This is a genomic window from Mycobacteriales bacterium (assembly GCA_035533475.1).
Taxonomy (GTDB): Bacteria; Actinomycetota; Actinomycetes; order DATLTS01; family DATLTS01; genus DATLTS01.
In genome coordinates, this window is sequence record DATLTS010000041.1 from 192,454 (window position 1) to 218,168 (window position 25,715).

The window sequence follows — 25,715 nt, forward strand, 5'->3', positions numbered from 1 at the left end:
GCGAGTCAGCCGAACAGCGCCGGGAGCGTTCTCGCGTGGGCGTCCCGGAGGTCCGCGAGGCCGATGCTGAATTCGCCGTCGACGGCGAGGTCGGCGCCGCCGGCCTTGCCCAGGTGGAGCGCGGGGACCTCGTTCCGGATGGCGTTCGCGGTGAGATCCGCCTCGCCGCCAGGCGCGACGGCGACCAGGGCCCGGCCGGTGGTCTCGCTGAACAGCGCCACGAAAGGGTCGCCTTCCGGCAGCCGTACCCGGGCCCCCACCCCACCGTCGAGGCAGGCCTCGACGAGGGCCTCGCCCAGCCCGCCGTCGGCCAGGTCATGGGCGGCCACGAGGAAACCGGCAGCCGAACCGTCGGCAAGCAGGCGGCCCAGCGCGCGCTCCGCCGCGAAGTCGACGGCCGGCGGGCGTCCCCCCAGATGACCGTGCACGTGCCAGGCCCACTCCGACCCGCCGAACTCCTCGCGCGTGGTGCCGAGCAACCAGATCGAGGCGCCGGCCGGGAAGCCGATCGGCAGCCGCCGGCGCACGTCGTCGAGCACGCCGAGCACGCCGACCACCGGAGTGGGGTTGATCGCCGTCACCCCGGTCTGGTTGTAGAAGCTGACGTTGCCGCCGGTGATCGGAACTTCAAGTGCGAGGCAGCCGTCCGCGAGGCCGCGGGCGGCCTCGGCGAACTGCCACATGACCTCCGGATCCTCGGGGCTACCGAAGTTCAGGCAGTTCGTGGCCGCGATCGGACGGGCCCCGGTGGTCGCGACATTGCGATAGGCCTCGGCGAGCGCGAGCTGAGCTCCGACGTAGGGATCGAGACGGGCGTAGCGACCGTTGCCGTCGAGGCTCAGCGCGATGCCGAGACCGCTTGCCTCGTCGAGCCGCACGACGCCGGCGTCGTGCGGCATCGCGAGCGCGGTGTTGCCGAGCACATAGCGGTCGTACTGATCGGTGACCCAGCGTCGGGAGCACAGGTTGGGCGAGCCGGCGAGATCCAGCAGGGTGGCCGCCAACTCGGAGCCGGTCTGCGGCCGCCCCAGCCGCTGCGGCGTCGGCGGGTCCGCCCGCATCGCATCGAGGTCGGCCGGACGTCGCATCGGCCGGTGGTAGATCGGGCCGTCGTCGGCCAGCGAGCCGGGCGGGACGTCCACCACCCGCTCACCGTGCCAGCTGACGACCAGCCGGCCGCTGTCGGTGACCTCACCGATGTCGGTCGCCAGGACTCCCCACCGGCGGCAGATCGAGAGGACCGCGGGCAGGTTGTCCGGTTCGACGACCGCCAGCATCCGTTCCTGGGACTCGGAGGTGAGCACCTCGAGCGGGTCCATCGACGGCTCGCGCAGCGGGACGTCGTCGAGACGGACCAGGAATCCAGACCCGCCGTGGCTCGCCATCTCGGAGGTAGCGCAGGTGAGGCCGGCGCCGCCCAGGTCCTGGATGCCGCTGACCAAATCGCCGGCGAACAGCTCCAGGCAGCACTCGATGAGGATCTTCTCCGTGAACGGGTCGCCGACCTGCACGCTCGGGCGCTTGGCCGGCGGCGCGTCGCGGTCGAAGCTCGCCGAGGCCAGAACCGACACCCCGCCAATCCCGTCCCGCCCGGTCTTCGCGCCGAGCAGGACGACGCGGTTTCCGGAACCGGTGGCCCGAGCCAGCTGGATCCGGTCGGCCGGCAGGACGCCGACGCACAACGCGTTCACCAGCGGGTTGCCGGCGTACGTCGGGTCGAATGCGACTTCGCCGCCGATGTTGGGAAGGCCGAGACAGTTGCCGTATCCGCCGACTCCGGCGACGACGCCGGGGAGGAGCCGACGCGTGTCCGGGGCCTCGGCGGGTCCGAACCGCAGCGAATCCATGACCGCGACCGGGCGCGCCCCCATGGTGAGGATGTCGCGCACGATGCCGCCGACCCCGGTGGCTGCCCCCTGGTAGGGCTCGACGAAGGACGGGTGGTTGTGGGATTCCACCTTGAAGGTGACCGCCAGCCCTGCCCCGACCCCGACGACTCCGGCGTTCTCGCCCATCCCGACCAGGAGCACGCCGGTGTCCGGGGCCTTCTCCGCGAACTGCCGCAGGTGAAGCTTCGACGACTTGTAGGAGCAGTGCTCGCTCCACATCACGGCATACATGGCGAGCTCGGTGGCCGTCGGGCGCCGGCCGAGGATCTCGCGGATCCGCGCGTACTCGTCCTCGCGCAGGCCCAGCTCGCCGAACGGCTGGGGCACGTCTGGCTGTGCCGCCGCGCGGTCCACCGTGTCGAGCACCCGGTCAGCTCCCCACGAGAGCGCCGAGGACCGCCCGGAACAGGCCGAGCCCGTCGTCACTGGGTCCGGTGAGCGGGTCTACCGCGTGTTCGGGATGCGGCATCAGCCCGACCACGTTGCCGGCAGCATTGCCGATCCCCGCGATGTCGCGGGCCGCGCCGCTCGGGTTGCCCGCGGAGTACCGGAAGACCACCCGGTTCGATGCCTCGAGGGCGTCGAGGGTTGCCTCGTCGGCAACGTAGCGGCCCTCGCCGTTCTTCACCGGGATCAGCAACTCGGCGCCATCGGGGAGTCCCCGGGTCCAGGCCGTCGTCGCGTTCTCCACCCGAATGGTCTGGTCGCGGCAGACGAAGTGCAGGCCGGCGTTGCGGATCAACGCACCCGGGAGCAAGCCGGCCTCGCAGAGCACCTGGAAGCCGTTGCAGATGCCGAGAACGGGCAGCCCGTGCGCCGCGGCCCGGATGACCGCCCGCATGATCGGGCTATGGCGGGCGATCGCGCCGGCTCGCAGATAGTCACCGTAGGAGAAGCCGCCGGGCAGCACGACGGCGTCAACCGACCCGAGGTCGTCTTCGCCGTGCCAGAGGGCGACGGGTTCACCGCCGCCGAGGCTGACCGCCCGGGCGGCGTCCCGGTCGTCGAGTGACCCGGGGAAGGTGACCACGCCTACGCGGGCGGACATCGGGGCGACTCCAGAACTCGGATGCGGCCAGTCTATCGACGGCCTAGCCGTGGAGGGGGTTCACGGCGGCGGCCCGCCGGGGACCGCTGAACCGCGAGTGTGCAATTTCCGACACCGACACGCCGATGAGCCGTCGAGAATTGCACACTCGCGGTTCTCCCGATGATCGCGTCGGGGGTTTCGGGGCTCAAGCCGGCAGCACCAGCGTCGTGCCGACGGTGAGTCGATCCGGGTCGGACCCGATCGCGGCGCGGTTGAGCACGTAGAGCCGCCGGCTCAGCGCCGCCGTCTGGCTCGGCGTCGCGCCGGTCCCCTCGAGTCGCCGGGCGATCCCCCACAACGAGTCCCCGGCGCTCACCCGGTAGCCACGCCCCTCGTGGCCCGTCACCGATCTCCGTGGCCCGGAATCGGGGCGGAACGGATCACGCGGTGGATGCGAAGCGACCGGCCGCGTGATAATCACGGTCCCGGGTGGGATAGGCATCGGGATTGCGGCGGGCAGCGCGGGCAGGATGAGCGAGGGGATCGCGCTGGAGGTCCCGATGTCGCGCGTCAGCGGGTGGCGGGCCAGCACCGACGCCAGGGTGAGCGCGGTGAGAACGGCCGCCGCCGCCCACGGGTCAGCCGCGCGGGGGAGGAAGCTCAGCCGGGGCAGCGGGCGGCCGCCGGCGGAGACAGCGAGCGAGGACACATCGTTGTTCGTCGTCGGGTCCCGGCGATGGCTAGATGGTGCATCGGAACCATCTCCAGGTAGTTCGTCCGGTTAGTCCGCGATGCGGACCGTGTACTCCTCGATGACCGGGTTGGCCAGCAGCGCGTCAGCCATCGCGCGCACCCGATCGAGCAGCGCCGCGTCCGGTTCGCCCTCCATGTCGAGCTCGAAATGCTTCCCTTGCCGGACTGCGGCCACACCAGAAAAGCCCAGGTCCGGCAGCGTTCGGACGATCGCCTGGCCCTGCGGGTCGAGAATCTCCGGTTTCAGCATGACGTCGACGACGACCCGGGCCACTTAGCGCTCCTTCACTCGGTCCGGGCAGAGGGTATCCCCCCGTTACGCACCCGCTAGGTAGTCGGCGAAGCTCCGCCCCGTCAGGCGTTCGTATGCCTCGATGTACCGGGCTCGGGTCGCCAAAACCACTTCCGCCGGGAGCGGCGGGGGCGGCCCGGTGCGATCCCAGCCGGACTCGCCGACCAGCCAGTCTCGGACGAACTGCTTGTCGAACGAGGGCTGCGTGCCGCCCGGCCGCCACGCGTCGGCAGGCCAGAACCGTGACGAGTCGGGCGTTAGTACCTCGTCGGCCAGGACCACCGATCCGGAGCGGTCACGGCCGAACTCGAGCTTGGTGTCGGCGAGGATGATCCCCCGGGTGTGCGCGATCCCGGCGGCCCTGCGGTAGACGGCGAGGGTGAGCCGCTCCAGGTCGCCGGCCAACCCCGCACCCAGGCTGGCGGCCAGGCTCGCGGGGGCGACGTTCTCGTCGTGGTCGCCGAGCGCCGCCTTGGTCGCCGGGGTGAACAAAGGCTCGGGCAGCCGGTCGCCGTCGAGCAGCCCCGGCGGCAGGGGATGACCGCAGATCGCCCCGGTGCCCAGGTAGTCGGCAAACCCGGAACCGGTCAGGTACCCCCGGGCGACGCACTCGACGGGGAACATGTCCAGTCGGCGGCACAGCATCGAGCGGCCGCGTAACGCGTCGGCGTGGCCCCGCAGGTAGGGCGGGTACTCGTCCACCCGGGCGGTCACCAGATGGTTGGGGACCTCGTCGATCAACTGCTCGAACCACCAGAGGCTGAGCGCGGTCAGGACGGCCCCCTTGTCCGGGATAGTGCCGTCAAGCACGTGGTCGAAAGCGCTGATCCGGTCGGTGGCGACCAGCAGCAGCTGGTCGTCGCCGACCGCGAACAGTTCCCGGACCTTGCCGGACCCGAGGTGCCCCGGAAGATCGAGACCGGTCACGAGAGTTCCGCGAGCCGATCGAAGACCGGGGCGAGGTGTTCGAGGTAACGCTCGGGTCGGCACACCTCGTCGATCCGGGCCTCGTCGAGTCGGTGGCCGGCCTTCTCGGCCCGCGCGCGCAGCGTGTCCCGGAACGGGGCGCCGGTTTCCCAGGTCTCCATCGCCGCCTCCTGGGTGAGCGAGTAGGCGTCCTCCCGAGAAAGGCCGCCGGCGACTAGTTCGAGAAGCACCGCGGATGTGTAGATCAGGCCACCGGTGAGCTCGAGGTTGGCCCGCATGCGCTCGGTGTTGACGGTGAGACCGGTCACCAGCCGCTGGGTCAGGTGCAGCAGGTAGTCCGTCCCGATGGCGGCGTCCGGCAACGCCACTCGTTCGACCGAGGAGTGCGAGATGTCCCGCTCGTGCCAAAGGGGGATCCCCTCGAGGACCGGGATCACCTGGGCCCGCACGATCCTGGCCAGTCCGCAGATGCGCTCGCAGAGAATCGGGTTGCGCTTGTGCGGCATCGCCGAGGAACCCTTCTGTCCGACGGCGAACGGTTCCTCGAGCTCCCGAACCTCGGTGCGCTGCCCATGCCGCACCTCGAGGGCCAGCGTCTCGCAGACCGTGGCAAGGATGGCCAGCGCGGCGACCCACTCGGATATCCCGTCGCGGATGACCACCTGGGTCGCGGCCGCAACCGGCCGCAACCCGAGTGCGGCGGCAACTTCGCGCTCGACCTGCGGGTCGATGTTCGAATATGTCCCCACTGCCCCGGAGATCTTGCAGACCGCCACGGCGTCGCGGGCCCGGAGCAGGCGGTCGCGGGACCGGGCGAGCGCAAACGCGAGATCCGCAACTCGATGACCCCACACGTCCGGTTCGGCGTGCACCCCGTGCGTGCGCCCGGGCCGCAGGCTGTCGCGGTGGGCCAGCCCGTGGTCGCGAAGGGCGGCGACCAACCGGCTGGCCTTGGCGAGCAGCAGGTCGCTGGCTTCGACCAGCTGGACGGCCAGGGCGGTGTCGAGTAGGTCCGAGGACGTCATCCCGTAGTGGACATAGGCGGCGGCCTCCCGGGGGCGGGTGTTGTCCGCCCACGCGCTGAGGAACGCGATGACGTCGTGCTGGGTCACCGCCTCGAGCGCGGCGACCGCGTCGGGGGCGGGCGGGGGTGCCGCCCGTACCGGTTCAACCACTTCGGCCGGCACCGCCCCGGCCCGGGCGTGCGCCTCCAGCACGAGGGTCTCGACTTGGCACCACAGCTCGTACTTGTGCGTCTCACCGAAGACCCGACCCATCTCGGGCAGCGTGTACCGCTCGATCACTCGTCACCCCCGGTCGCGGCGAGCGCCACGTCTCGTCGCACCTGCATCCCGGCCAGCTCGATCCGGTCTACCGCTTGGTAGGCAGATTCTCGCGCACGCCCGAGGTCGGTGCCGACCGCGGTGACGTCGAGAACCCGACCGCCGGCGCTGACCAGCCGGCCGCCGACCAGGGCGGTCCCCGCATGGAACACGCTGACGTTCGGGACGGCGGCTGCCGCCGCCAACCCGCCGATCGGGTCACCGCTGCGCGGCTGCTGCGGGTATCCGGCCGCGGCCACGACGACGGTGACCGCGGTGGCGGACCGCCAGGAGAGCGCCGGGTGCTGGGCCAGCCGCCCGCGGGCCGCCGCGAAGAGCAGCCCCGCGAGGGGCGTGTCGAGCAAGGCGAGCAGCGACTGCGTTTCGGGATCGCCGAACCGGGCGTTGAACTCGACGACCGCTGGGCCCTCGGCGGTCAGCGCCAGCCCGGCGTAGAGCAAGCCGATGAACGGGGCGCCTCGCCGATGGAGCTCGGCGACCGCCGGAACCAGGACCTCCTCCGCCACCACGGACAGCAGGTCGGCGTCCGCCCAGGGCAGGGGGGCGTAGGCCCCCATCCCGCCGGTGTTTGGGCCCACGTCCCCGTCCTGGAGGCGTTTGAGGTCCTGGGCCGGGATGAGGGGGACGACCGTGTGCCCATCGGTGACTGCGAACAGCGAGAACTCCGGGCCCTCGAGGAAGTCCTCGACTACGACTCGGTCGTCCGGCCGGCTGAGGCTGGCGGCCACCGCCGCCTGCGCCTCGCCGAGGTCGCGCGTGACCGTGACGCCCTTGCCGCCGGCGAGCCCGTCGTACTTCACCACGTATGGAGGCGCGACCGCGCACAGGTGGTCCTGCGCCGCGGCGAGCTGGCCGGCGGTGAAAACGTGGGCGTGCGCCGTGCGAATCCCGGCGCCGGCCATGACTTCCTTCGCGAAGGCCTTCGACCCTTCGATTCGGGCCGCCTCGGCGGACGGACCGAAGCAAGCGATACCCCGGCCGCGAACGGCGTCGGCGACTCCAGCCACGAGCGGCGCCTCGGGCCCGATCACGACCAGGTCGCAATCATGGTCTTCAGCCAGAACGGCCACAGCGACACCGTCGAGCGGGTCGACGGGCACCGATTTAGCGTGTTCCGCGATCCCCGGATTCCCCGGGGCGGCGACCACCTCCTCGACGTCGGGGTCGGCCACCAGCGCCTGCACCAGCGCGTGCTCGCGGCCACCGGAGCCGACGACGAGCACCCTCACCGGGTGCCGGCCACGGTCATGCGCTCGCCCAGCCGGGCCCGCGCAGCCGGCCATTCGGCGGCGAGAATCGAGAAGCACACCGTGTCCCGCCAGCTCCCGTCCCGACGACGGATCCGGTGCCGCAGCACCCCCTCGCGGACCGCACCGAGCCGCTCGATCGCCGCCTGCGAGCGCAGGTTGAGGTGATCGGTCTTCAGCGAGACCCGCTCGGCACCGAGTTCATCGAAGGCGTGGTCGAGCATCAGCAACTTGGCCTCGGTGTTGACCGCGGTGCGCCACCAGGGCCGGCCGATCCAGGTGTATCCGATCTCCAGGTGAGCATTCGCTACGTCGACGTCGAGGTAGGAGGTAGAGCCGACCGGGCGCCCCGTCTCAGTCAGGACCGTGGCGAAAGGCACCCGGCCTTCTGCCCACATCGCAACGATCTGCCCGCGCATGGCCACCGGATCGGCGGGGCGATCGGCGGACAGCCACCGCCACACCTCGGCATCGGCGCCCGCCTCGAACAGGTCCTCCGCGTGATGCTCGGCGAGCGGTTCGAGACGAACGTGCTGACCGTTCAGCGTGACCGGACCGGGTACTTTCACCACAGCTCCCGGACCACAAGGGTCTGGTCCCGACCCGGGCCGACACCGATCGCGGAGATCGGTGCACCGGACATCTCCTCGATGGCTTTGACATAGACCCGGGCGTTCTTCGGCAGTTCTTCGAGGGTGCGCGCGTCGGAGATGTCCTCGTCCCAACCGGGCAGCTCCTCGTAGACCGGCGCCGCATGGTGGAACTCGGTCTGGGTCATCGGCATGTCCGCGGAGGTGCCGGACCCGAGTCGGTAGGCCACGCACACCGGGAGCCGCTCGAACCCGGTGAGCACGTCGAGCTTGGTGAGGAAGAGGTCGGTGATCCCGTTCACGCGGGTGGCATACCGGGCGATGACAGCGTCGAACCAGCCGGTGCGCCGCGGTCGGCCGGTGGTTACCCCGAACTCGCCTCCGACCGCCCGCAGCCGTTCGCCATCCGCGTCGTCGAGTTCGGTCGGGAACGGACCGGAGCCGACCCGGGTCGTGTAGGCCTTCAGGATGCCGATGACCCGACTGATCCGGGTCGGGCCGATGCCGGAGCCCGCGCACGCACCGCCCGCCGTCGGGTTGGAGGAGGTGACGAACGGATAGGTCCCGTGGTCAACGTCGAGCAACGTCCCCTGGGAGCCCTCGAGCAGGAGCGTTCGACCTTCGTCGAGCGCCCGGTTGAGCAACAGGCCGGTGTCCGCCACGTGCGGCCGGATCCGCTCCGCGTAGCGCAGGTACTCCTCGACGACCGCCCCCGGCTCGATCGCCTTGCGGTTGTACACCTTCGCGAGGACCTGATTCTTCTCGCGCAGCGCAAGGTCCAGCTTCTGCCTAAGGATGCCCGGATCGAAAAGGTCCTGCACGCGGACCCCGGCCCGGGAGGCCTTGTCGGCGTAGGCCGGCCCGATCCCCCGCCCGGTGGTCCCGATCCGAGCGGTCCCCAGGAAGCGCTCGCTCACCCGGTCCAGCGCACGGTGGTGCGGCATGATCAGGTGCGCGTCAGCCGAGATGACCAGGCGCTCGCAGGAGATCCCGCGCGCGGTCAGCGCATCGATCTCCTCGAGGAGGACGCCCGGGTCGATGACCACACCGTTGCCGATAACCGGCACGCAGTCCGGGCGCAGGACGCCACTCGGCAACAGGTGCAAGGCGTAGGTCTCGTCGCCGATGACCACGGTGTGGCCGGCGTTGTTGCCGCCCTGGTACCGGACAACGAAGTCGACGGTCGAACCCAGCAGATCGGTCGCCTTGCCCTTGCCTTCGTCACCCCACTGAGCCCCGACGAGCACGAGTGCGGGCACTGGACGTCCCCTCCCCACGGAGAAGGCCTCGGGCGCAAGCGCCGAGGCCTCTTGCGGCAAAAGGCTACCGGACGGGCGCCGAACCCGAACCTGGCTACCCTCGGAGGATGCGGCGGGTTCCGGATGTCGTCGGGGACGTGCTCGAACTCGCCCGCACGCAGGCAGCCGCGCTGGCGATGCTTCCCGGGTCGCTGACTGCCCTCAACCGATCGGTGCGGGCGCTGTCCCGCACCATCGACGAGAGTCGGCAGACGGTGGCCACCGTCAACCGGCTGGCCGGCCGGATGGATTCGCTGCTCGACGAGCTCGAGACCCCGCTCCGCGGGCTGGCCCCCGGGTTGACGCGCCTCGCCGGCGTCCTCGACGACCCGGTGGTGAGCGATCTGCCGGACGCTGTTCGCCGCCTGCAGCGCGATGTCGAGCCGGTACTTCGCGGTTTGCGCGACACCCAGGAGCGGGTGATCGCGATCGCCGCGTCCACGGAGCGGATCACGTCGTTCGTCGATGACGCGGGGTCCCGGCTCGGTTCACTGCCCGGGCTTCTGCGCCGACCCTTCCGCGTTCCGGGTGCCCCGATGCCGGCGCCGGATGTCCCGCCACCGGCAATCTGGCCGGACGACGAAGACGCCTAACCGGTAACGACGGCGACCAACGTGCCGATCGGCGTCCCCCCCGGCGGACAGGAGCCACCAGGAACGCAGCCGAGGATCGTCACGGTCGTCTGGCCGGCCTGAACCGCTCGGAAGTCCGCGACGCCGGGGCCAGGGTTGATCGGCTGGAGGATCCCGCCGGGCGACGTCCGCGTCTCCTTCAGGTCGATCACCGGAACCTCGAGGATCTGGTTGACCTTGAGCTGCACGGTCGTCGCCGGCCCGCTGGTCGCGACGCTTGCGGTGACGACGTCTTGGGTCCCCGCCCGACAGCAGGGGAACGAGCTCTGCCCGCCGCAGCCAACGGCCAGGGCGCCGACCAGAAGCTGGAGTGCTGCGAGCCGGCCGGCCCGCAGCCGACTCATCGAGGGATCCCCTCGGGCTCCGCCTCGGTGAGGAATTCTCGGCAGCGCGTTGCCTCGGCGGTCTCGTCGATCTGCTCGGCGGACCGGCGCAGCACGTCGAGGCAGGTGAGAAATCCACGGTTCGGCTCGTGCGACCACGGGATCGGCCCATGGCCCTTCCAGCCGGCCCGGCGAAGCGCGTCGAGTCCCCGGTGGTACCCGGTCCGGGCGTACGCGTAGGCCTCGACGACCGCCCCCCGGGCCAGGGCGGCCTCAGCGAGGGCGGCCCACGCCGCTCCGCATGCCGGCCAACGGGCGGCGACCTCGGCCGGGTCGGTGCCAGCCGCGAGAGCGGCGGCCGGCTCCGCCTCGACCGGCAGGCGGGTGGGCGGCGGCCCGGCGAGCAGGTTCATCGCGACACCGACAGGGCCACCGACAGGGCCACCGACAGGGTCACCGACAGGGTCACCGACAGGGTCACCGCAGGGCGCTTCCGGTAGACCTGAGGTCCTCGCAGCCACGGACGACGCGGGCGGCCATCCCGGTCTCGGCCAGCTTGCCCCAGGTCCGCGGATCGTAGGCCTTCTTGGTTCCGACCTCACCGTCGATCTTGAGCACGCCGTCGTAGTTCTTGAACACATGGTCGACGATCGGGCGGGTGAACGCGTACTGGGCGTCGGTGTCGATGTTCATCTTGACGACCCCGTAACCGAGCGTCTCCCGGATCTCCTCGACGATCGATCCGCTGCCGCCGTGGAAGACGAGGTCGAACGGGCGGTCCTTGCCGAGCTTCTCGCCTACGTAGTCCTGGCCCTGCTTGAGGATGTCCGGACGCAGCTTGACGTTCCCCGGTTTGTAGACGCCGTGAACGTTGCCAAAGACCGCTGCCAGCAGGTACCGCCCGCGCTCGCCGGTGCCGAGGACCTCGGCCACCCGCATCATGTCCTTGGGCGAGGTGTAGAGCTTCTCGTTCATGTCGTTGGAGACGCCGTCTTCCTCGCCCCCGACAACCCCGATTTCCATTTCCATGACGAGCTGGCCCTTGACGCACTCGGTGAGCAGCTCGTCGGCGATCCGCAGGTTCTCCTCGAGCTCCACACCCGAGCCGTCCCACATGTGCGAGCCGAACAGCGGCTCCTGGCCGGCGGCCACCCGGTCCTGCGAGATCCGGATCAACGGCCGCATGTACCCGTCGAGTTTGTCCGGCGGGCAGTGGTCGGTGTGCAACGCCACGTGAACCGGGTAATTGGCGGCTGCGACGTGGGCGAACTCGGCCAGGGCAACCGCCCCGGTCACCATGTCGTTGACGGTCGAGCCGGAGAGGTACCCGGCTCCGCCCCAGGAGATCTGCACGATGCCGTCGCTCTCGGCCTCGGCGAAGCCGCGGAGCGCCGCGACGAGAGTCTGCGAGGACGTGACGTTGATCGCCGGGTAGGCGAAGCCGCTCGCCTTCGCCCGCGTCAGCATCTCGTCGTAAACATCGGGGGTGGCGATTGGCATCGAAGCCTCCTCGAGAGAGCTTGACCGGAGTATGCCAGCGGCGCCAGTAGCCTTGGGCGTCATGCACCTCGCCGTGAATCTGCTCAGCGCCAAATCCCTCCTGCAGTCGTTCGGCGCGGTGGGCGTCTTCGTCGTGCTGTTCGTCCAAGGCGCGCTCATCGTGGGGTTCTTCCTCCCCGGCGACTCCCTCCTGTTCACGGCGGGCTTCGTCTCCGCCGGGAAGGTCGCCGGCATCCACCTCGCGCTGGGGCCCCTCATCCCCGCGGCGGTTCTCGGGGCGGTCCTGGGGGCCCAGGCGGGTTTCGTCATCGGCCGACGAGCGGGACCCCGACTCTTCGACCGTCCGGACGCCCGGCTGTTCAAACGGCGCTACGTCGAGCGCGCCGACGAGTACTTCGAACGGTTCGGACCGGGAAAGGCGATCTTCATCGCCCGCTTCGTTCCGGTGGTCCGGACGTTCATCTATCCGCTCGCCGGCACCTCCCGGATGAGCACCCGGGACTTCACCGTGTGGAATGTCGTCAGCGGAGTGGTCTGGGGGATCGGGATGCTCCTGCTGGGCTATTACCTCGGCAACGTGAGCTTCCTCAAAGGCCACATCGACGTCCTCGCGGTCGCGATCGCGGTGATCTCGGTTATCCCGATCGCCGTCGAGGCAGCCCGGTCGCGTCGTAGGGCGCCGGCAGTCGACTGAGCCGCGCGCTCAGCAGCGGCTCCGCGCGGCGCGCCTCCCGTCGGATGCCCCCACTCGGGGCCACCATGACAACTGTGAGCACGGCCGCCCTCCCCGCAGTGCGCACCGGTGCCGCCCGGTCCCGGGCGATCCACGACGGGGCGGCTGAGGTCGAAGCCGATCGAGACCGCCGGACCGTCGAGCGGCTTACCACCGGGCTAGTGGACGCCGACGTCCTCGCCTTCGAGCCCGGCTGGTGGGACGGGGCGGTCCGCGGTCCCGCGGTCGTGGTCCGGATTCGGGGACAGCGCCACCGGCTGGTGGAGGTCGCCGGCCGGGTGCTCGTACTGCCCGGCCGCGATTGGCGCTCGCGGCGGGCGCTGGGCCGCTGGCGCCGTGGCGAAGGACCGGTCTCCGCGGTCGCCGCCCAACCCGCTCCCGGAACTGACGTGCTCACCTGCCACCACCTCGGCTGCGGCGGCTTACGAGCCGTTGCCGACCGACGGTGCCCCGCCTGCGGGCGGCGCTGAACCACCCAAGGGCAGCCGGATCAGCCGCCATCCAGATCGGCGAGCTGATACGCCGCGAGGTAGGGCAGGCCGGCGGCCGCGATCGCGGCCGACGCTCCACGCTCAACGATGACCGCGACACCGACGACCTCGGCGCCGGCCTCCCGCAGCGCCTCGACCGCGGTCAGGACCGACGAGCCGGTTGTCGAGGTGTCCTCGACCGCAAGCACCCGGCGCCCCGCCACGTCGGGGCCCTCGACCCGGCGCTGCATGCCGTGCGCCTTGCCCGCCTTACGGACCACGCAGGCGTCGACCTCGCGGCCGGCTGCCGCTGCCGCGTGCAGCATGGCGATCGCCACCGGGTCGGCACCGAGGGTGAGACCTCCGACGACCGCATAGTCCCAACCCGCGGTGAGGTCGAGCATGACGCGGCCGACGAGCGGGGCGCCGGCTGCGCCCAGGGTGATCCGGCGCAGATCGACGTAGAAGTCGGCCTCCTGCCCGGAGGACAGCGTCACCCGGCCGGGCACGACAGCCCGGGCGCGGATCAGCCCCAGCAGCTGCTCGCGATCGTCCACGAGCGCGGACACTACCGTCGCGGATCAGCTGGCGGCCAGCGCCCGCACCGGGTGGACGGCCAGCCGCTGACCGTCGGTGTCGAGGTCGACGTTGACGGTGTCCCCGTCGTGCACCTCGCCGCCGAGCAGCCCGCGGGCCAGTGGATCGCCGATCGCCGACTGGAGGAGTCGGCGCAGCGGCCGCGCTCCGTAGACCGGGTCGTGACCGTTGCGCCCGAGCCATTCCCGGGCCGCCGGGGTCACCTCGAGCGTCAGCCGGCGAGCGGCTAGGCGGTCGGCAAGCCCCGCGACCTGGATGTCGACGATGCGGCTCAGTTCGCCGACGCCGAGCGGGCGGAAGACGATGATGTCGTCCAACCGGTTGAGAAACTCCGGCTTGAACAGCTCGCGAACCGCACGCAGGGCGGCGTCCTGCTTGGCTGGCTCCTCGAGCCCGGGATCGTTTAGGTAAGCCGAACCGACGTTGGACGTAAGGATCAGGATCGCGTGTCGGAAGTCCACGGTGCGGCCTTGACCGTCGGTGAGCCGCCCGTCGTCGAGCACCTGGAGCAGCACGTCGAAGACGTCGGGGTGGGCCTTCTCGACCTCATCCAGCAGCACGACGCAGTAGGGCCGGCGGCGCACGATCTCAGTGAGTTGACCCCCCTCGTGGTATCCGACGTAGCCGGGTGGGGCACCGACGAGCCGCGCGACGCTGTGCTTCTCCCCGTATTCGCTCATGTCGATCCGGACCATCGCGCGTTCGTCGTCGAAGAGGAACTCGGCAAGCGCCTTCGCGAGTTCGGTCTTGCCGACCCCGGTCGGGCCGAGGAACAGGAACGAGCCGGTTGGCCGGTCAGGATCCGCGATGCCGGAGCGCGCCCGGCGCACGGCATCCGAGACCGAGCGGACCGCCGCCTCCTGACCGACGATCCGCCGTTCCAGTTCCTGCTCCATCCGGAGCAGCTTCGTCGTCTCTCCCTCGAGCATCCGGCCGGATGGGATCCCGGTCCAGCTGGCGACGACCTCGGCAACGTCGTCCGGGCCCACCTCCTCCTTGACCATGGCCTCGCCCGCGTCGGTCGTCGACGACGCGGCGGCCAGCTCCAGCTCGGCCGCCGGTAGTTCGGCGTACTGCAGACGCGACGCGGTCTCGAGATCGCCGTCGCGCTGCGCTCGATCCCGCTGGACGCGCAACTCGTCGAGTCGCTTCTTCAGCTCGCCAACTCGGTTGAGCCCGGACTTCTCGCGCTCCCAGCGTGCGGTCAGCCCCGCGAGCTGTTCCTGCTTGTCGGCGAGTTCGGCGCCCAGACGGTCGAGCCGCTCCTTCGACGAGGCGTCGCTCTCCTTGGCGAGGGCGAGCTCCTCCATCCGGAGCCGGTCCACCGCTCGCTGGAGCTCGTCGACCTCGATCGGCCGAGAGTCGATCTCCATCCGGAGCCGGGACGCGGCCTCGTCGACCAGGTCGATCGCCTTGTCGGGAAGGAATCTGGAGGTGATGTACCGGTCGGACAACGTCGCTGCCGCGACCAGCGCGGCGTCCGAGATCCGCACACCGTGATGTGCCTCGTAGGGGCCTTTCAGCCCGCGCAGAATCGCGATGGTGTCCTGGACGCTCGGCTCGCCGACGAGCACGGGTTGGAAGCGGCGCTCCAGCGCCGGATCCTTTTCGATGTGTTCGCGGTACTCGTCGAGCGTCGTAGCGCCGACCATCCGCAGCTCGCCACGGGCGAGCATCGGCTTGAGCATGTTGCCGGCGTCCATCGCGCCTTCGGCCGCACCGGCGCCGACGACTGTGTGCAGCTCGTCGATGAAGGTGACAACTTGGCCTTCGCTGCCGGTTATTTCCGACAGCACGGCCTTGAGCCGCTCCTCGAACTCGCCGCGATACTTTGCGCCGGCCACCATGGCGCCGAGATCGAGGGCGACTAGTCGCTTGCCGCGCAGGCTCTCGGGAACGTCCCCCGCGACGATGCGCTGGGCCAGCCCCTCGACAACCGCGGTCTTTCCCACCCCCGGCTCGCCGATCAGGACCGGGTTGTTCTTCGTCCTCCGGGACAGCACCTGGATCACGCGGCGGATCTCCTGATCGCGCCCGATCACCGGGTCGAGTCGGCCCGCGGCCGCGTCGCTGGTCAGGTCGCGGCCGTATTTCTCCAATGCCTGGTAGGTGCCTTCCGGATCCGGTGAGGTGACCCGGGCGGCACCGCGGACCGTCGCGAAGGCGGCGAGCAGGGCCTCCGGGGTGGCGCCCAGACCGGTGAGCAGGCCCGCCGCTCCGCTCGCCCCGGACCCGCCGGCCTCGGCGAGGCCGACGAGCAAGTGCTCGGTGGAGACGAACTCGTCGCCGAGTTCGTGACCACGATCGGCGCCGGCGTGGATGACGGCCAGTGTCTGCCGGGACAGCCCGGGTGCGGCCACCGTCGGCCCCGAGGCGCTCGGCAGGCGGGCCAGCTGGGTGCCCGCCGCGGCCCGCAAGGCAGCAACGTCGACGCCGACGGCACGCAGCAGGGGGGCCGCGACACCCTCCGGCTGGGCGAGCAAGGCGCTGAGCAGGTGCAGCGGTTCGACGTGCGGGTGGCCCGCGGCCGCAGCAGCGCTCACGGCCGCGTTCAGCGTCTCTTGGCTCTTCGTCGTGAACTTGTAGGCATCCATAGTCAGATCCAGGTCGGATGAGCCGCGGCCGACGGCTCAGGGTCGGGGGGGACTCCGCCAGGGCAGCAGGTCGGCGCGGCCGAGCGGCACCAGGTCCCGGCGGTAGGAGGCATGCACCCGGGCTTCCGCATTGGCGGTGGCCAGCAAGGCATTCGCAAGCTCTCCCTCGAGTTCGAGTAGCCGGGCCCGGAGCGCGGCCACATGGTCCTCCAGCTCGAGGATCCGCTTCACCCCCGCGAGATTGACCCCCTCGTCCTGGGACAACCGCTGAACCTCGCGCAAAGCCTCGATGTCGTGGTGGGAGTATCGACGGCCGCGGCCGGCTGCCCGACCCGGGGACACCAGACCCAGCCGGTCGTATTGCCGCAATGTCTGCGGGTGCATCCCGGCAAGCTGGGCGGCCACCGAGATGACGAACACTGGGCGGTCGCGAGCGATCCGCGGGGAACCTTCGGCGTCGTGATCAGTCATGGCTGTCCATCGCATTCAGCGCGGCGCGAGGATCGTCGGGTTGGGCGGTGGCGAAGGCGCTCAGGGCCTCGCGACCGGCCTGGGTCAGTTCGCCCGGGACGGCGACTTCGACGGTTACGAGCAGGTCGCCACGCGTGCCGTCCTTGCGTGGGACACCGCGGCCCCGGACCCGGAGGGTCCGACCGTTCGCGGTGCCGGGTGCGATCTTCACCGTGACCGGAGATCCGTCCAGGGTGGGCACCTTGACGCTCGCGCCGAGTGCCGCCTCCGGGAACGTCACCGGCAACGACAGGGTCAGGTGGTCCGCCGAGCGCCCGAAGACCTGATGGGGCCGAACGTGAACGAGCACGACGAGGTCGCCGCCGGGCCCGCCGCGCTCCCCCGGCTCGCCCTTGCCCTTGAGGCGGATCCGCTGCCCGTCCGCCACCCCGGCCGGAATCCTGACCCGCAGGGTTCGCTCACGGGTCGTCACCCCGCTACCGCGACAGGTCGGGCACGGGTTGTCGATCAGCAGCCCGCGCCCGCGGCACTCCCGACACGGCTCGGCGAAGGCGAAGCCGCCCTGCCCGCGGGCGACGGACCCGGTGCCCTCACAGCGCGGACAGACCCGGGGCGTGGAACCGGGCTGCGCACCGGTCCCATGGCAGGTGCCGCACGGGTGCGGGCTCGCCAGCCGGAGTGGCACGGTGACCCCCTCGACCGCGTCCCGAAAGGCCAGGGTCACCTCGGACTCGATGTCCAATCCACGGCGCGGACCGCCCGTGCGGCGACCGGCGCCCCCGAACAGGCCACCGAGCAGGTCCCCGAGCCCGCCTCCACCACCCCCGCTGCCGCCGAAGAGGTCCCCGACGTCGAAGTGCACGTTCCCTCCGGCCCCGGCCCCCGGCACCCGGAACCCCCCGGCGCCGAACAGCGCCCGGGCCTCGTCGTACTCCTTGCGCCGGGTCGCGTCGGAGAGCACGTCATAGGCCGCGGAGATCTCCTTGAAGCGCTCCTCGGAGCCCGGGTCACCCTTGTTCGCGTCCGGGTGGAATCGCCGGGCAAGCTTCCGGTAGGCCTTCTTGATCTCGGCCGCCGAGGAGCTTTTCGAGACGCCGAGCACCGCGTAGTAGTCCTTCTCGACGTAGTCGCGTGCGCTCACTCGGCGTCCCTCCGCTCTCAGTCCTCGGTGTCGGCCGCGGCCTCCGGCCCGTCCAGCGTCGCCGCGTCGGACTCCGCCGGAAGCGGGGGCTCGGCCACCGCGACCCGGGCCGGCCGGAGCACCCGCTCGCCGAGCCGGTAGCCGGGCTGGATGATCTGGGTACAGGTCGGCTCGGTGACATCCGGCGAGTAGGCGTGCAGCAGGGCCTCGTGCACCGCGGGGTCGAACGGATCGCCCGCGACTGCGTAGCTCACCAGTCCGAGCTTGGTCAGGGTTGCCTCGAGACCGTCGGCCACCGGCTTGAAGCCGCCCTCGACCTCACCGTGCGCGCGGGCCCGGCCGATGTCGTCGAGTACCGGAAGCAGCCCCAGCAGCACGCTGGCGAGAGCCTGCTCGGCCACCGCCGCGCGATCGCGTTCGACCCGGCGCCGATAGTTGTCGTACTCGGCCTTGAGCCGCTGGAGGTCGGCCGTACGTTCGTCGAGCGACCTTTGCAGGCTCTCCAAGTGCGCCGGAGACACCGCCGGAGACACCGCCGGAGACGCCGCCGGAGACGCCTCCGCAGACGCCGCGGGCGGCGTGAAGCCCGGCGGATCGGGGTCGACGACCGGCCGCACCGCCCCCGTCAGCGGGTCGATCCGGCGCTTGTCGCGGATCCGGGTGGCGACCTCCGGCGGTTCGTCTCGGTCGTGGCGGGGTTCCGTCACGCAGCACCACCCGCGCCGTGCTCCTCCTCGACGATCTCGGCGTCGACTACGTCGTCCTCCGAGGGCCCGCTCGAGGCGTCCGACGCCGGGCCGTCCGACGGGCCGGCAGCCGCGCCGGTGTTGGCGTACATCGCCTGGCCGAGCTTCTGGCTCACCGTCGAGAGTCGCTCGGTGGCCGCTCGGATCGCCGTGCTGTCTTCGCCTTCGAGTGCCGTCTTGAGCTCGGCGCTCGCCGTGTCCACCTCGGCCTTCACGTCGGCCGGCACCTTCTCGGCGTTCTCGGCGAGGAACTTCTCGGTCTGGTACACCAGGCTGTCCGCGGTGTTGCGCGTCTCCGCGGCCTCCCGGCGGCTCTTGTCCTCGTCGGCGTACTGCTCGGCCTCGCGCATCATCCGCGCGATGTCGTCCTTGGGTAGCGCGGAACCGCCGGTGATCGTCATCGACTGTTCCTTGCCGGTCCCCAGGTCCTTTGCCGAGACGTGCACGATCCCGTTCGCGTCGATGTCGAAGGTGACCTCGATCTGCGGGACGCCACGCGGCGCCGGCGGCAGCCCGGTGAGCTCGAACATGCCGAGCTTCTTGTTGTAGGCCGCCATCTCCCGCTCGCCCTGGTACACCTGGATCTGAACCGAGGGCTGCGCGTCGTCGGCCGTCGTGAAGATCTCCGATCGCTTGGTGGGGATCGTCGTGTTGCGCTCGATGAGCTTGGTCATGATGCCGCCCTTGGTCTCGATGCCCAAAGACAGCGGGGTGACGTCGAGGAGCAGAACGTCCTTGACCTCGCCCTTGAGGACTCCGGCCTGCAACGCCGCCCCAACCGAAACGACCTCGTCCGGGTTCACGCCCTTGTTCGGCTCCTTGCCGCCGGTCAGTTCCTTGACCAGGTCGACGACCGCCGGCATCCGGGTCGAGCCGCCGACGAGCACGACGTGGTCGATCGCGGAGACGGTTATGCCGGCGTCCTTGATCGCCTGATGGAACGGTCCCTTGCACCGCTCGAGCAGGTCGGAGGTCATCTTCTGGAACTCCGCCCGGGTGAGCTTTAGCTCGAGGTGCAGTGGACCCTGATCGGAGGCCGTGATGTAGGGGAGGTTGATCGTGGTCTCGCTCGAGCTGGACAACTCGATCTTGGCCTTCTCCGCGGCCTCGCGCAGCCGTTGCAGGGCCATCTTGTCTTTCGACAGATCGATGCCGTTGCTGTTCTTGAACTGGGTCACGAGGTACTCGACGACCCGCTGGTCCCAGTCGTCGCCGCCGAGGTGGGTGTCCCCGCTCGTCGCCTTGACTTCGACCACGCCATCGCCGATCTCGAGCAGCGACACGTCGAAGGTCCCGCCTCCGAGGTCGAAGACCAGGATGGTCTGGTCGTTCTCCTTGTCGAGGCCGTAGGCCAACGCCGCGGCGGTCGGCTCGTTGACGATCCGCAGCACGTTGAGCCCGGAGATCTTGCCGGCCTCGGTGGTCGCCTGCCGCTGGGCATCGTCGAAGTACGCGGGGACGGTGATCACCGCGTCGGTGACCGGCTCGCCGAGGTAACCCTCCGCATCCCGCTTGAGCTTCTGCAGGACGAAAGCACTGATCTGCTGCGGAGTGAAGCTCTTGCCGTCGATGTCGATCGTCCAGTTGGTGCCCATCTGCCGCTTCACCGACCGGATTGTCCGGTCCGGGTTGGTCACCGCCTGCCGCTTGGCCACCTCGCCGACGAGCACCTCGCCGTTCTTCGCGAAGGCCACCACCGAAGGGGTCGTTCGCGAACCCTCCGCGTTGGCGATGACGTAGGGGTCGCCCCCTTCCAGGACGGTGACCACGCTGTTCGTCGTCCCGAGATCGATTCCGACCGCTCGTGCCATGAAAGCCTGCCTTCGGTGGAGACGCTCTACCAAGCGTCACGTTGAGTCTGTGTCACTCATCCTCAACGCCGGGGCCGGCGAAGTCAATCCCGGTTGCGCCCCTCAGACTCAACTTTTTTTCGGCCTAACGACGCCGGGCCGCCGCCCGCCCCCCGCCGGCCCCGCGAAACACTGCGCGATCGACATCCACTCGCCGGCCGCCGGCCCGGAAATCTCCAGCGCGAGGTCGAGCAGATGTCGCCGCTGGGTCACCGCGAGGCAGAAGTCAAGTGCCGGCCCCCGGACGACATCCGCCGACGCCACGCCCCAGACCCACCATCCGCCACCGGGCGCGGCCAGCTCCACCCGGACCGGGACCGTCGGCACCGGCCGGCCGTGCGCTGCGTAGCTGAACGGACGCGCCCGGACCCCCAGGTCGGCGATGTGACGCAGCCGGGCGGTTGGCGGCCGCTCGACACCGACCGCGTCCGCCACGTCCTGACCGTGGGCCCACGTTTCCATCAGCCGGGCGGTCACGAAGGAGGCCAGCCCCAATGCTCGGGCCGTACCACGGGACCCGGGCCGCGGGGTCGGCGACGGTCAATGCCGCCAGCAGGGACCGGCGGCCGGTTCGCCACTCGGCGAGCAGCTCGGCCGGGGGAACCGCCCGTCGGGCGCGCAGCGGCGCCTCGAGATAACCGTCGTAGCCCGCGACCGCCGCGGCGAGCTCCCCGGCGAAGCCGTCCGGCTCGGTCAGCGCCAGCCGAGCGACCGCATCGAAGAACAGCAGGTGGGCCACCTGATCGCGGACCGCCCACGGCTCGGACGGGGTCGGAAGTTCCCATCCGGTCTCCGGTACCGCGACCAGAAGCGCGTCGAGGGCGGAGTGCTCGTTATCGAGGTCGTGGAGCAAGTCGACGAGATCGGGCATTTTCGCACCGTACGCTGGCCGCATGCTGCGACAGCTGCGGAGCTCGACCGGGTCGCCCGGCGTGCGCACCCGGTTGTTGGCGCTGCTCGTCGTCCTCGGGTTGCTCCTGCTGACCGCGCCGATCGTGCTCATCCCGCTGATCCGGGGGCTGCTCGGGGCGCTGTGAGCGAGGTCGTACGCTCCCTGCGCACCCGACGTCCGCGCTGAACGGAGCTGACCTGTGGCCATCCGTCTCGGAATCGGCTGGGGAATCACCGCGCTGGCCGCCATCGCGGCGGGCTACCGCGCGCTGTTCCTCGGGCGGCTGGTGTGGGCCGGCCGGCCGGCCCCCGGCCGCCTCGCCCATCCGTTGCGCAGCGGATGGGCCGAGATCACGGACGTCTTCGCCCAGCGCAAGCTGCTCAAGCGCCCGGTCTCCGGGATCGCGCACTTCTTCACCTTCTGGGCTTTCCTCGTCCTGATGTTCACGATCATCGAGGCGTACGGGGCCCTGTTCGCCCGGGACTTCGCGATCCCGGTGATCGGCCGGCAGGCGTGGCTCGGGTTCCTCGAGGACTTCTTCGCGGTCGCCGTGCTGGTCGCGCTCGGCACCTTCGCCGCGATCCGGCTGGTCAACTCGCCGGCCCGTCGGGAGCGGAACTCCCGTTTCTACAGCTCGCACACCGGTCAGGCCTTCGTAATCCTCGGCATGATCTTTCTCGTCATCCTGACCCTGCTCGTGTACCGCGGCGCCCAGGAGCGAACCGGGGTCTTCCCGTATCGGGGTGATGGCTGGTGGCCATTTGCATCGAGAGGCATCGGCGACCTGATGTCCGGGCTCTCGTCGACGGCGGCGGGACACGTCGAAACCGTGTTCATCCTCGCCCAGATCGCCGTAGTCATGGGTTTCCTGGTACTCGTCCTGTACTCGAAGCACCTGCACATCTTCAGCGCTCCGATCAACGTGCTGCTCTCCCGCCGACCCAAGGCGCTGGGCCCGCTCGGGAGCACGCCGGACCTCGAAGCCCTGATGGAGTCCGAGGACGAGGACGCGGTGATCGGCGCTGGCGAGATTCAGCAGCTGTCCCGAAAGCAGCTCCTCGACCTGGTGACCTGCACCGAATGCGGGCGCTGCCAGGACGTGTGCCCGGCCTGGAACACGGGCAAGGCACTCAACCCGAAGCTGATCATCACCAATCTGCGCGATCAGCTGTTCGCGCGGGCCGGCGCCCTGCTCGGGGGCGGAGACGGTCCGGCCGCCAGCCTCGTCCCGGACGTGATCGACCCCGAAGCGCTGTGGGCCTGCACCACCTGTGGTGCATGCGTGGAGGAGTGCCCGGTCGACATCGAGCACGTCGACACCATCCTCGACTTGCGCCGCTACCAGGTGCTCATCGAGTCGAGCTTCCCGGCCGAAGCCGGGGTGATGCTCCGCGGGGTCGAGAACCAGGGCAACCCATGGGGGCTCTCGGCGAACAAGCGGCTCGAGTGGACCGAGGACCTCGAGTTCGAGGTGCCGATCGTCGCGGATCGCATCCCGGATGACGTCGAATACCTGTACTGGGTGGGCTGCGCCGGCGCCCTCGACGACCGGGCCCGCAAGAGCACCCAGGCCGTCGCCCGCCTGCTGCACCACGCCGGGGTTAAGTTCGCCGTCCTCGGGCCCCGGGAATCATGCACCGGAGACCCCGCCCGGCGGCTCGGGAACGAGTACCTGTTCCAGGAACAGGCGAAGGCGAACATCGAGGTCCTCGACGCGGTGGGGGTACGCAAGGTCGTCGCTTCCTGCCCGCACTGCTTCAACTCGCTGGCCCGTGAGTACCCGGCGCTCGGCGGCAACTACGAGGTGGTGCATCACTCGCAGTTGCTAGGTCGGCTGGTCGAGGAAGGCAAGCTCACCCCGCGGGACCGGGTGGATGCGAAGGTCACCTATCACGACCCGTGCTACCTCGGCCGGCACAACGAGATCTACGACCCGCCGCGCAGCGTGCTGTCGGCGGTCCCCGGCGTGGAACAGGTGGAGATGAAGCGCTGCCGCAACCGCGGGTTCTGCTGCGGCGCAGGCGGCTCCCGGATGTGGATGGAGGAACGGGTCGGCAAGCGGATCAACCTCGAACGCACCGACGAGGCGCTCGGCACCGGGGCGGAGCTGGTAGCCACCTCCTGCCCCTACTGCCTGATCATGCTCGACGACGCGGTGACGCAACGCCGCTCCGAGGGCGCCGCCCAGGGCGTCCGGGTCATCGACATCGCCCAGGTGCTCCAGGATTCGGTTGGGCTACGCCGGATCCCCGCCGGCGTCGGCGCTGTCGGGACGGCGACGACGGATTCGGCGTTGGAGGAATCGACCAGCACCGGCCCTGCGACAACGGCGGTTGCGCCTCCACCCCCGCCCGCCGAGCCGATCGCCGCCGGCGCGGCAGCTCTCGAGGCGGAAAGCGCGGAAGCGGCCGCTGAGCCACCCGACCGGCCGGATCCGCCCCCGCCCCCTGCCCCTGCCCCTACCCCTACCCCTGCCCCTGCCCCTGCCGAGCCGAGCCCGGAAACCGGTTCCGATTCAGAGCGGTGAGCGGCTGAAGTTCTGCCAAGAGCGGGAGGGGGTCGGGCCGCGCTGCCCTTGATAGCGCGACCCGTAGATCGACGAACCGTACGGGTGCTCAGCGGGCGATGAGAGCCGGAAAAGGCAGAGCTGCCCGATCTTCATGCCCGGCCAGAGCTTGATAGGCAGCGTCGCCACATTGGACAGCTCGAGCGTGACGTGCCCACTGAAGCCCGGATCCACGAACCCGGCCGTCGAGTGCGTGAGCAGGCCCAGCCGGCCCAGCGAGGACTTTCCCTCGAGTCGCCCGGCGATGTCGTCCGGCAGCGTGATCACCTCGTGCGTGGACGCCAGCGCGAACTCGCCCGGGTGCAGGATGAACGGGTCGTCCCCTTCCGCCACGATCAGCCGGGTCAGGTCAGGCTGTTCGATCGCCGGATCGATGTGCGGGTAGCGGTGGTTCTCGAAGACCCGGAAATAGCGGTCGAGTCGCACGTCGATACTCGACGGCTGGATCAGCGCAGGGTCGAACGGTTCGAGCACGACCCGGCGGGCGTGGATCTCGGCCCGGATGTCTCGATCGGAGAGCAGCACGCGCGGAGGCTACCGGTCCGGGTATCCTGACCGCTGCCGGTACGCGGGTTCGCCGACGCCGCGGGTGTAGTTCAATGGCAGAACATCAGCTTCCCAAGCTGACAGTGCGGGTTCGATTCCCGTCACCCGCTCCAGCTAGGCATATCGAGCATTGTGCGAACCGGGGTGTCGTCGCCTGGCTCCTGGCTCCACTCCTCCTGGTTTCGGGCGAGGGTCTGACGTGCACGTAAGGGTCGAAGTCGAGGCAACCGCCTTCAGCTGAGCCAGTGCACCCAGTCGCGGTCCCCGCGAGGAGGGTCGGACAGGAACCGCCGGAGCGCGACCACCAAGTCGTCCGGGTAGCTCAGCCGCCCACGATGAAATCGGCGGGGTGAGGTGAAGACGACACCAGCCGTGATGCTCGCCGGTCGTCGCCCACGCTCGCACGATGCGATCGAAGTCCTTGATGTTCTCCGTGACCAATGCCCGTTGGTCGGCAGTCGCGAAGCGGAGGAGATCCTCGTCGGCCATTGCCGCCAGGCGGGCATCGTCGGCCGCAGCGAGCACGTCGTGGTGGTCCTGACGAAGACGATCCGCGGCAACTCGGGAGTGGTGAACGTCGAGCAGAAGCCTCATCCAGCGAGCAGCCGTTGGCGGCGATGCCAGGTGGCCTCGGCCTCCTCGGCGGCGGCCACATTGGCGGCGACCTCAGCGTCGATTTCCACGGGGAACGCCGCGTAATAGTCGAGCGCGCCGGTCACTTGCTCGGCCGAGAGCCCGAACAGTTCCACGGCCCGGGCCACCCGATCCGCGACGGGGACGTCACCGCCGACCAGCCCGTTGATCACCTCCCAAATGTCCGGGCCGCCGAGGAGGCTGGCTCGACGACCGGTCGCGCCGTCGCGGAAGACGACGAGGGGATGGCGGCGTAGCCGAAGTCCTTCCTCGATCAACTCCTCGGCTAGCGCCGAGGTGGAGAGCTTGCGCGCCGTGGCCTCTACTTTCAGTCGATCAAGGACCTCCGAACGGCGAAAGCGAACCGAGAGCGGATGCGACATGACTACATTGTAGCCATGTGGGGGCCGCATGCGCCATGCGGTGCGGCATGCGCGAGATAGCGAGGAGGGGCCACGGACTTGCCCCCGAGAGATTCGGGGCTGCGAAGGTCCGGCCCAACAGTGCGAAGCCATCCATCCATCTGAGCGCTTCAGCCGCCGCCAGCCTGCGCACAGGGTTTGATCTCCCGGGCAGGCCTGGTGCTGGCGACAGGATCGACTCACGGCCCGCGATCTGACCGCCTGCACTTTCAATGCTGGCCCCTCAACAG

Annotated in this window: 25 protein-coding genes, 1 tRNA gene and 1 pseudogene; 6 read left to right on the forward strand and 21 right to left on the reverse strand. The window is 70.2% G+C overall.

Going from position 1 to position 25,715, the window contains the following annotated elements; all coding sequences use genetic code 11:
- Positions 1–5: 5 nt before the first annotated feature.
- The 9 genes from purL to VNG13_09625 form a co-directional block, all read right to left on the reverse strand.
- Complete coding sequence (gene purL, locus VNG13_09585) at positions 6–2,255, reverse strand: phosphoribosylformylglycinamidine synthase subunit PurL (GenBank protein ID HVA60769.1); 2,250 nt, start codon at positions 2,253–2,255, stop codon at positions 6–8.
- A 4-nt stretch (positions 2,256–2,259) separates the two neighbouring features.
- Positions 2,260–2,937, reverse strand: a complete 678-nt coding sequence (purQ, locus tag VNG13_09590) for a phosphoribosylformylglycinamidine synthase subunit PurQ (protein ID HVA60770.1) — start codon at positions 2,935–2,937, stop codon at positions 2,260–2,262.
- Positions 2,938–3,124: 187 nt separating this feature from the next.
- Entirely contained in the window at positions 3,125–3,628 is a 504-nt protein-coding gene (locus VNG13_09595; GenBank protein HVA60771.1) for a LysM domain-containing protein, read from the reverse strand.
- 72 nt (positions 3,629–3,700) lie between these two features.
- Positions 3,701–3,946: a phosphoribosylformylglycinamidine synthase subunit PurS gene (purS, locus tag VNG13_09600; protein HVA60772.1), complete on the reverse strand. Its 246-nt coding sequence runs from the start codon at positions 3,944–3,946 to the stop codon at positions 3,701–3,703.
- 42 nt (positions 3,947–3,988) lie between these two features.
- Positions 3,989–4,891 carry a phosphoribosylaminoimidazolesuccinocarboxamide synthase gene (locus tag VNG13_09605; GenBank protein HVA60773.1) on the reverse strand — a complete coding sequence of 301 codons (903 nt, stop codon included), beginning with the start codon at positions 4,889–4,891 and terminating at the stop codon, positions 3,989–3,991.
- The gene (gene purB, locus VNG13_09610) at positions 4,888–6,195 is read right to left on the reverse strand and encodes an adenylosuccinate lyase (GenBank protein HVA60774.1); all 1,308 of its coding nucleotides are present in this window, start codon (positions 6,193–6,195) and stop codon (positions 4,888–4,890) included. The genes VNG13_09605 and purB overlap by 4 nt, the downstream gene beginning before the upstream one ends.
- Entirely contained in the window at positions 6,192–7,463 is a 1,272-nt protein-coding gene (purD, locus tag VNG13_09615) for a phosphoribosylamine--glycine ligase (protein ID HVA60775.1), read from the reverse strand. The genes purB and purD overlap by 4 nt, the downstream gene beginning before the upstream one ends.
- A complete protein-coding gene (locus VNG13_09620; protein ID HVA60776.1) occupies positions 7,460–8,050 on the reverse strand; it encodes a GNAT family protein in 591 nt (196 codons plus the stop codon). The genes purD and VNG13_09620 overlap by 4 nt, the downstream gene beginning before the upstream one ends.
- Entirely contained in the window at positions 8,047–9,330 is a 1,284-nt protein-coding gene (locus VNG13_09625; protein HVA60777.1) for an adenylosuccinate synthase, read from the reverse strand. The genes VNG13_09620 and VNG13_09625 overlap by 4 nt, the downstream gene beginning before the upstream one ends.
- A 107-nt stretch (positions 9,331–9,437) precedes the next feature.
- Here VNG13_09625 and VNG13_09630 point away from each other — a divergent pair, with 107 nt between their 5' ends.
- Complete coding sequence (locus tag VNG13_09630; protein ID HVA60778.1) at positions 9,438–9,962, forward strand: hypothetical protein; 525 nt, start codon at positions 9,438–9,440, stop codon at positions 9,960–9,962.
- On the opposite strand, the gene VNG13_09635 is transcribed toward VNG13_09630, so the two are convergent.
- The 3 genes from VNG13_09635 to fbaA form a co-directional block, all read right to left on the reverse strand.
- A complete protein-coding gene (locus VNG13_09635; GenBank protein ID HVA60779.1) occupies positions 9,959–10,345 on the reverse strand; it encodes a hypothetical protein in 387 nt (128 codons plus the stop codon). The two genes, VNG13_09630 and VNG13_09635, sit on opposite strands and share 4 nt — an antisense overlap.
- Entirely contained in the window at positions 10,342–10,737 is a 396-nt protein-coding gene (locus VNG13_09640) for a DUF3151 domain-containing protein (protein ID HVA60780.1), read from the reverse strand. The genes VNG13_09635 and VNG13_09640 overlap by 4 nt, the downstream gene beginning before the upstream one ends.
- A gap of 64 nt (positions 10,738–10,801) precedes the next feature.
- On the reverse strand, positions 10,802–11,824 hold the full coding sequence (gene fbaA / locus VNG13_09645) for a class II fructose-bisphosphate aldolase (GenBank protein HVA60781.1): 1,023 nt from the start codon (positions 11,822–11,824) through the stop codon (positions 10,802–10,804).
- A 61-nt stretch (positions 11,825–11,885) separates the two neighbouring features.
- Here fbaA and VNG13_09650 point away from each other — a divergent pair, with 61 nt between their 5' ends.
- Together VNG13_09650 and VNG13_09655 are read left to right on the forward strand one after the other, a co-directional pair.
- Positions 11,886–12,518 (forward strand): DedA family protein, encoded by a 633-nt coding sequence (locus tag VNG13_09650; GenBank protein ID HVA60782.1) that lies wholly within the window; start codon positions 11,886–11,888, stop codon positions 12,516–12,518.
- A gap of 74 nt (positions 12,519–12,592) precedes the next feature.
- A complete protein-coding gene (locus tag VNG13_09655; GenBank protein HVA60783.1) occupies positions 12,593–13,027 on the forward strand; it encodes a hypothetical protein in 435 nt (144 codons plus the stop codon).
- 20 nt (positions 13,028–13,047) lie between these two features.
- Here the strand turns inward: VNG13_09655 and pyrE are convergent, their stop codons facing one another.
- From pyrE to VNG13_09690, 7 genes and pseudogenes are all read right to left on the reverse strand, one after another.
- Positions 13,048–13,584: an orotate phosphoribosyltransferase gene (gene pyrE / locus VNG13_09660; GenBank protein HVA60784.1), complete on the reverse strand. Its 537-nt coding sequence runs from the start codon at positions 13,582–13,584 to the stop codon at positions 13,048–13,050.
- Between the two features lie 24 nt (positions 13,585–13,608).
- On the reverse strand, positions 13,609–16,218 hold the full coding sequence (gene clpB / locus VNG13_09665; protein ID HVA60785.1) for an ATP-dependent chaperone ClpB: 2,610 nt from the start codon (positions 16,216–16,218) through the stop codon (positions 13,609–13,611).
- 36 nt (positions 16,219–16,254) lie between these two features.
- The gene (locus VNG13_09670) at positions 16,255–16,689 is read right to left on the reverse strand and encodes a helix-turn-helix transcriptional regulator (protein HVA60786.1); all 435 of its coding nucleotides are present in this window, start codon (positions 16,687–16,689) and stop codon (positions 16,255–16,257) included.
- On the reverse strand, positions 16,682–17,830 hold the full coding sequence (gene dnaJ, locus VNG13_09675) for a molecular chaperone DnaJ (protein HVA60787.1): 1,149 nt from the start codon (positions 17,828–17,830) through the stop codon (positions 16,682–16,684). The genes VNG13_09670 and dnaJ overlap by 8 nt, the downstream gene beginning before the upstream one ends.
- A 17-nt stretch (positions 17,831–17,847) precedes the next feature.
- Entirely contained in the window at positions 17,848–18,537 is a 690-nt protein-coding gene (grpE, locus tag VNG13_09680) for a nucleotide exchange factor GrpE (protein HVA60788.1), read from the reverse strand.
- Positions 18,534–20,387 carry a molecular chaperone DnaK gene (gene dnaK, locus VNG13_09685; protein ID HVA60789.1) on the reverse strand — a complete coding sequence of 618 codons (1,854 nt, stop codon included), beginning with the start codon at positions 20,385–20,387 and terminating at the stop codon, positions 18,534–18,536. The genes grpE and dnaK overlap by 4 nt, the downstream gene beginning before the upstream one ends.
- A 108-nt stretch (positions 20,388–20,495) precedes the next feature.
- Positions 20,496–21,297 (reverse strand): annotated as a pseudogene (locus VNG13_09690) (TIGR03084 family metal-binding protein).
- Between the two features lie 22 nt (positions 21,298–21,319).
- Here VNG13_09690 and VNG13_09695 point away from each other — a divergent pair.
- Both VNG13_09695 and VNG13_09700 read left to right on the forward strand, forming a co-directional pair.
- On the forward strand, positions 21,320–21,463 hold the full coding sequence (locus VNG13_09695) for a hypothetical protein (GenBank protein ID HVA60790.1): 144 nt from the start codon (positions 21,320–21,322) through the stop codon (positions 21,461–21,463).
- Positions 21,464–21,517: 54 nt separating this feature from the next.
- Positions 21,518–23,845, forward strand: a complete 2,328-nt coding sequence (locus VNG13_09700) for a (Fe-S)-binding protein (protein ID HVA60791.1) — start codon at positions 21,518–21,520, stop codon at positions 23,843–23,845.
- Here the strand turns inward: VNG13_09700 and dcd are convergent.
- Positions 23,834–24,409 (reverse strand): dCTP deaminase, encoded by a 576-nt coding sequence (gene dcd, locus VNG13_09705; protein ID HVA60792.1) that lies wholly within the window; start codon positions 24,407–24,409, stop codon positions 23,834–23,836. The genes VNG13_09700 and dcd overlap by 12 nt on opposite strands.
- A gap of 60 nt (positions 24,410–24,469) precedes the next feature.
- Here dcd and VNG13_09710 point away from each other — a divergent pair.
- A tRNA-Gly gene (locus tag VNG13_09710) sits at positions 24,470–24,543 on the forward strand.
- 477 nt (positions 24,544–25,020) lie between these two features.
- On the opposite strand, the gene VNG13_09715 is transcribed toward VNG13_09710, so the two are convergent.
- Positions 25,021–25,446, reverse strand: a complete 426-nt coding sequence (locus VNG13_09715) for a hypothetical protein (GenBank protein HVA60793.1) — start codon at positions 25,444–25,446, stop codon at positions 25,021–25,023.
- Positions 25,447–25,715: the final 269 nt, after the last annotated feature.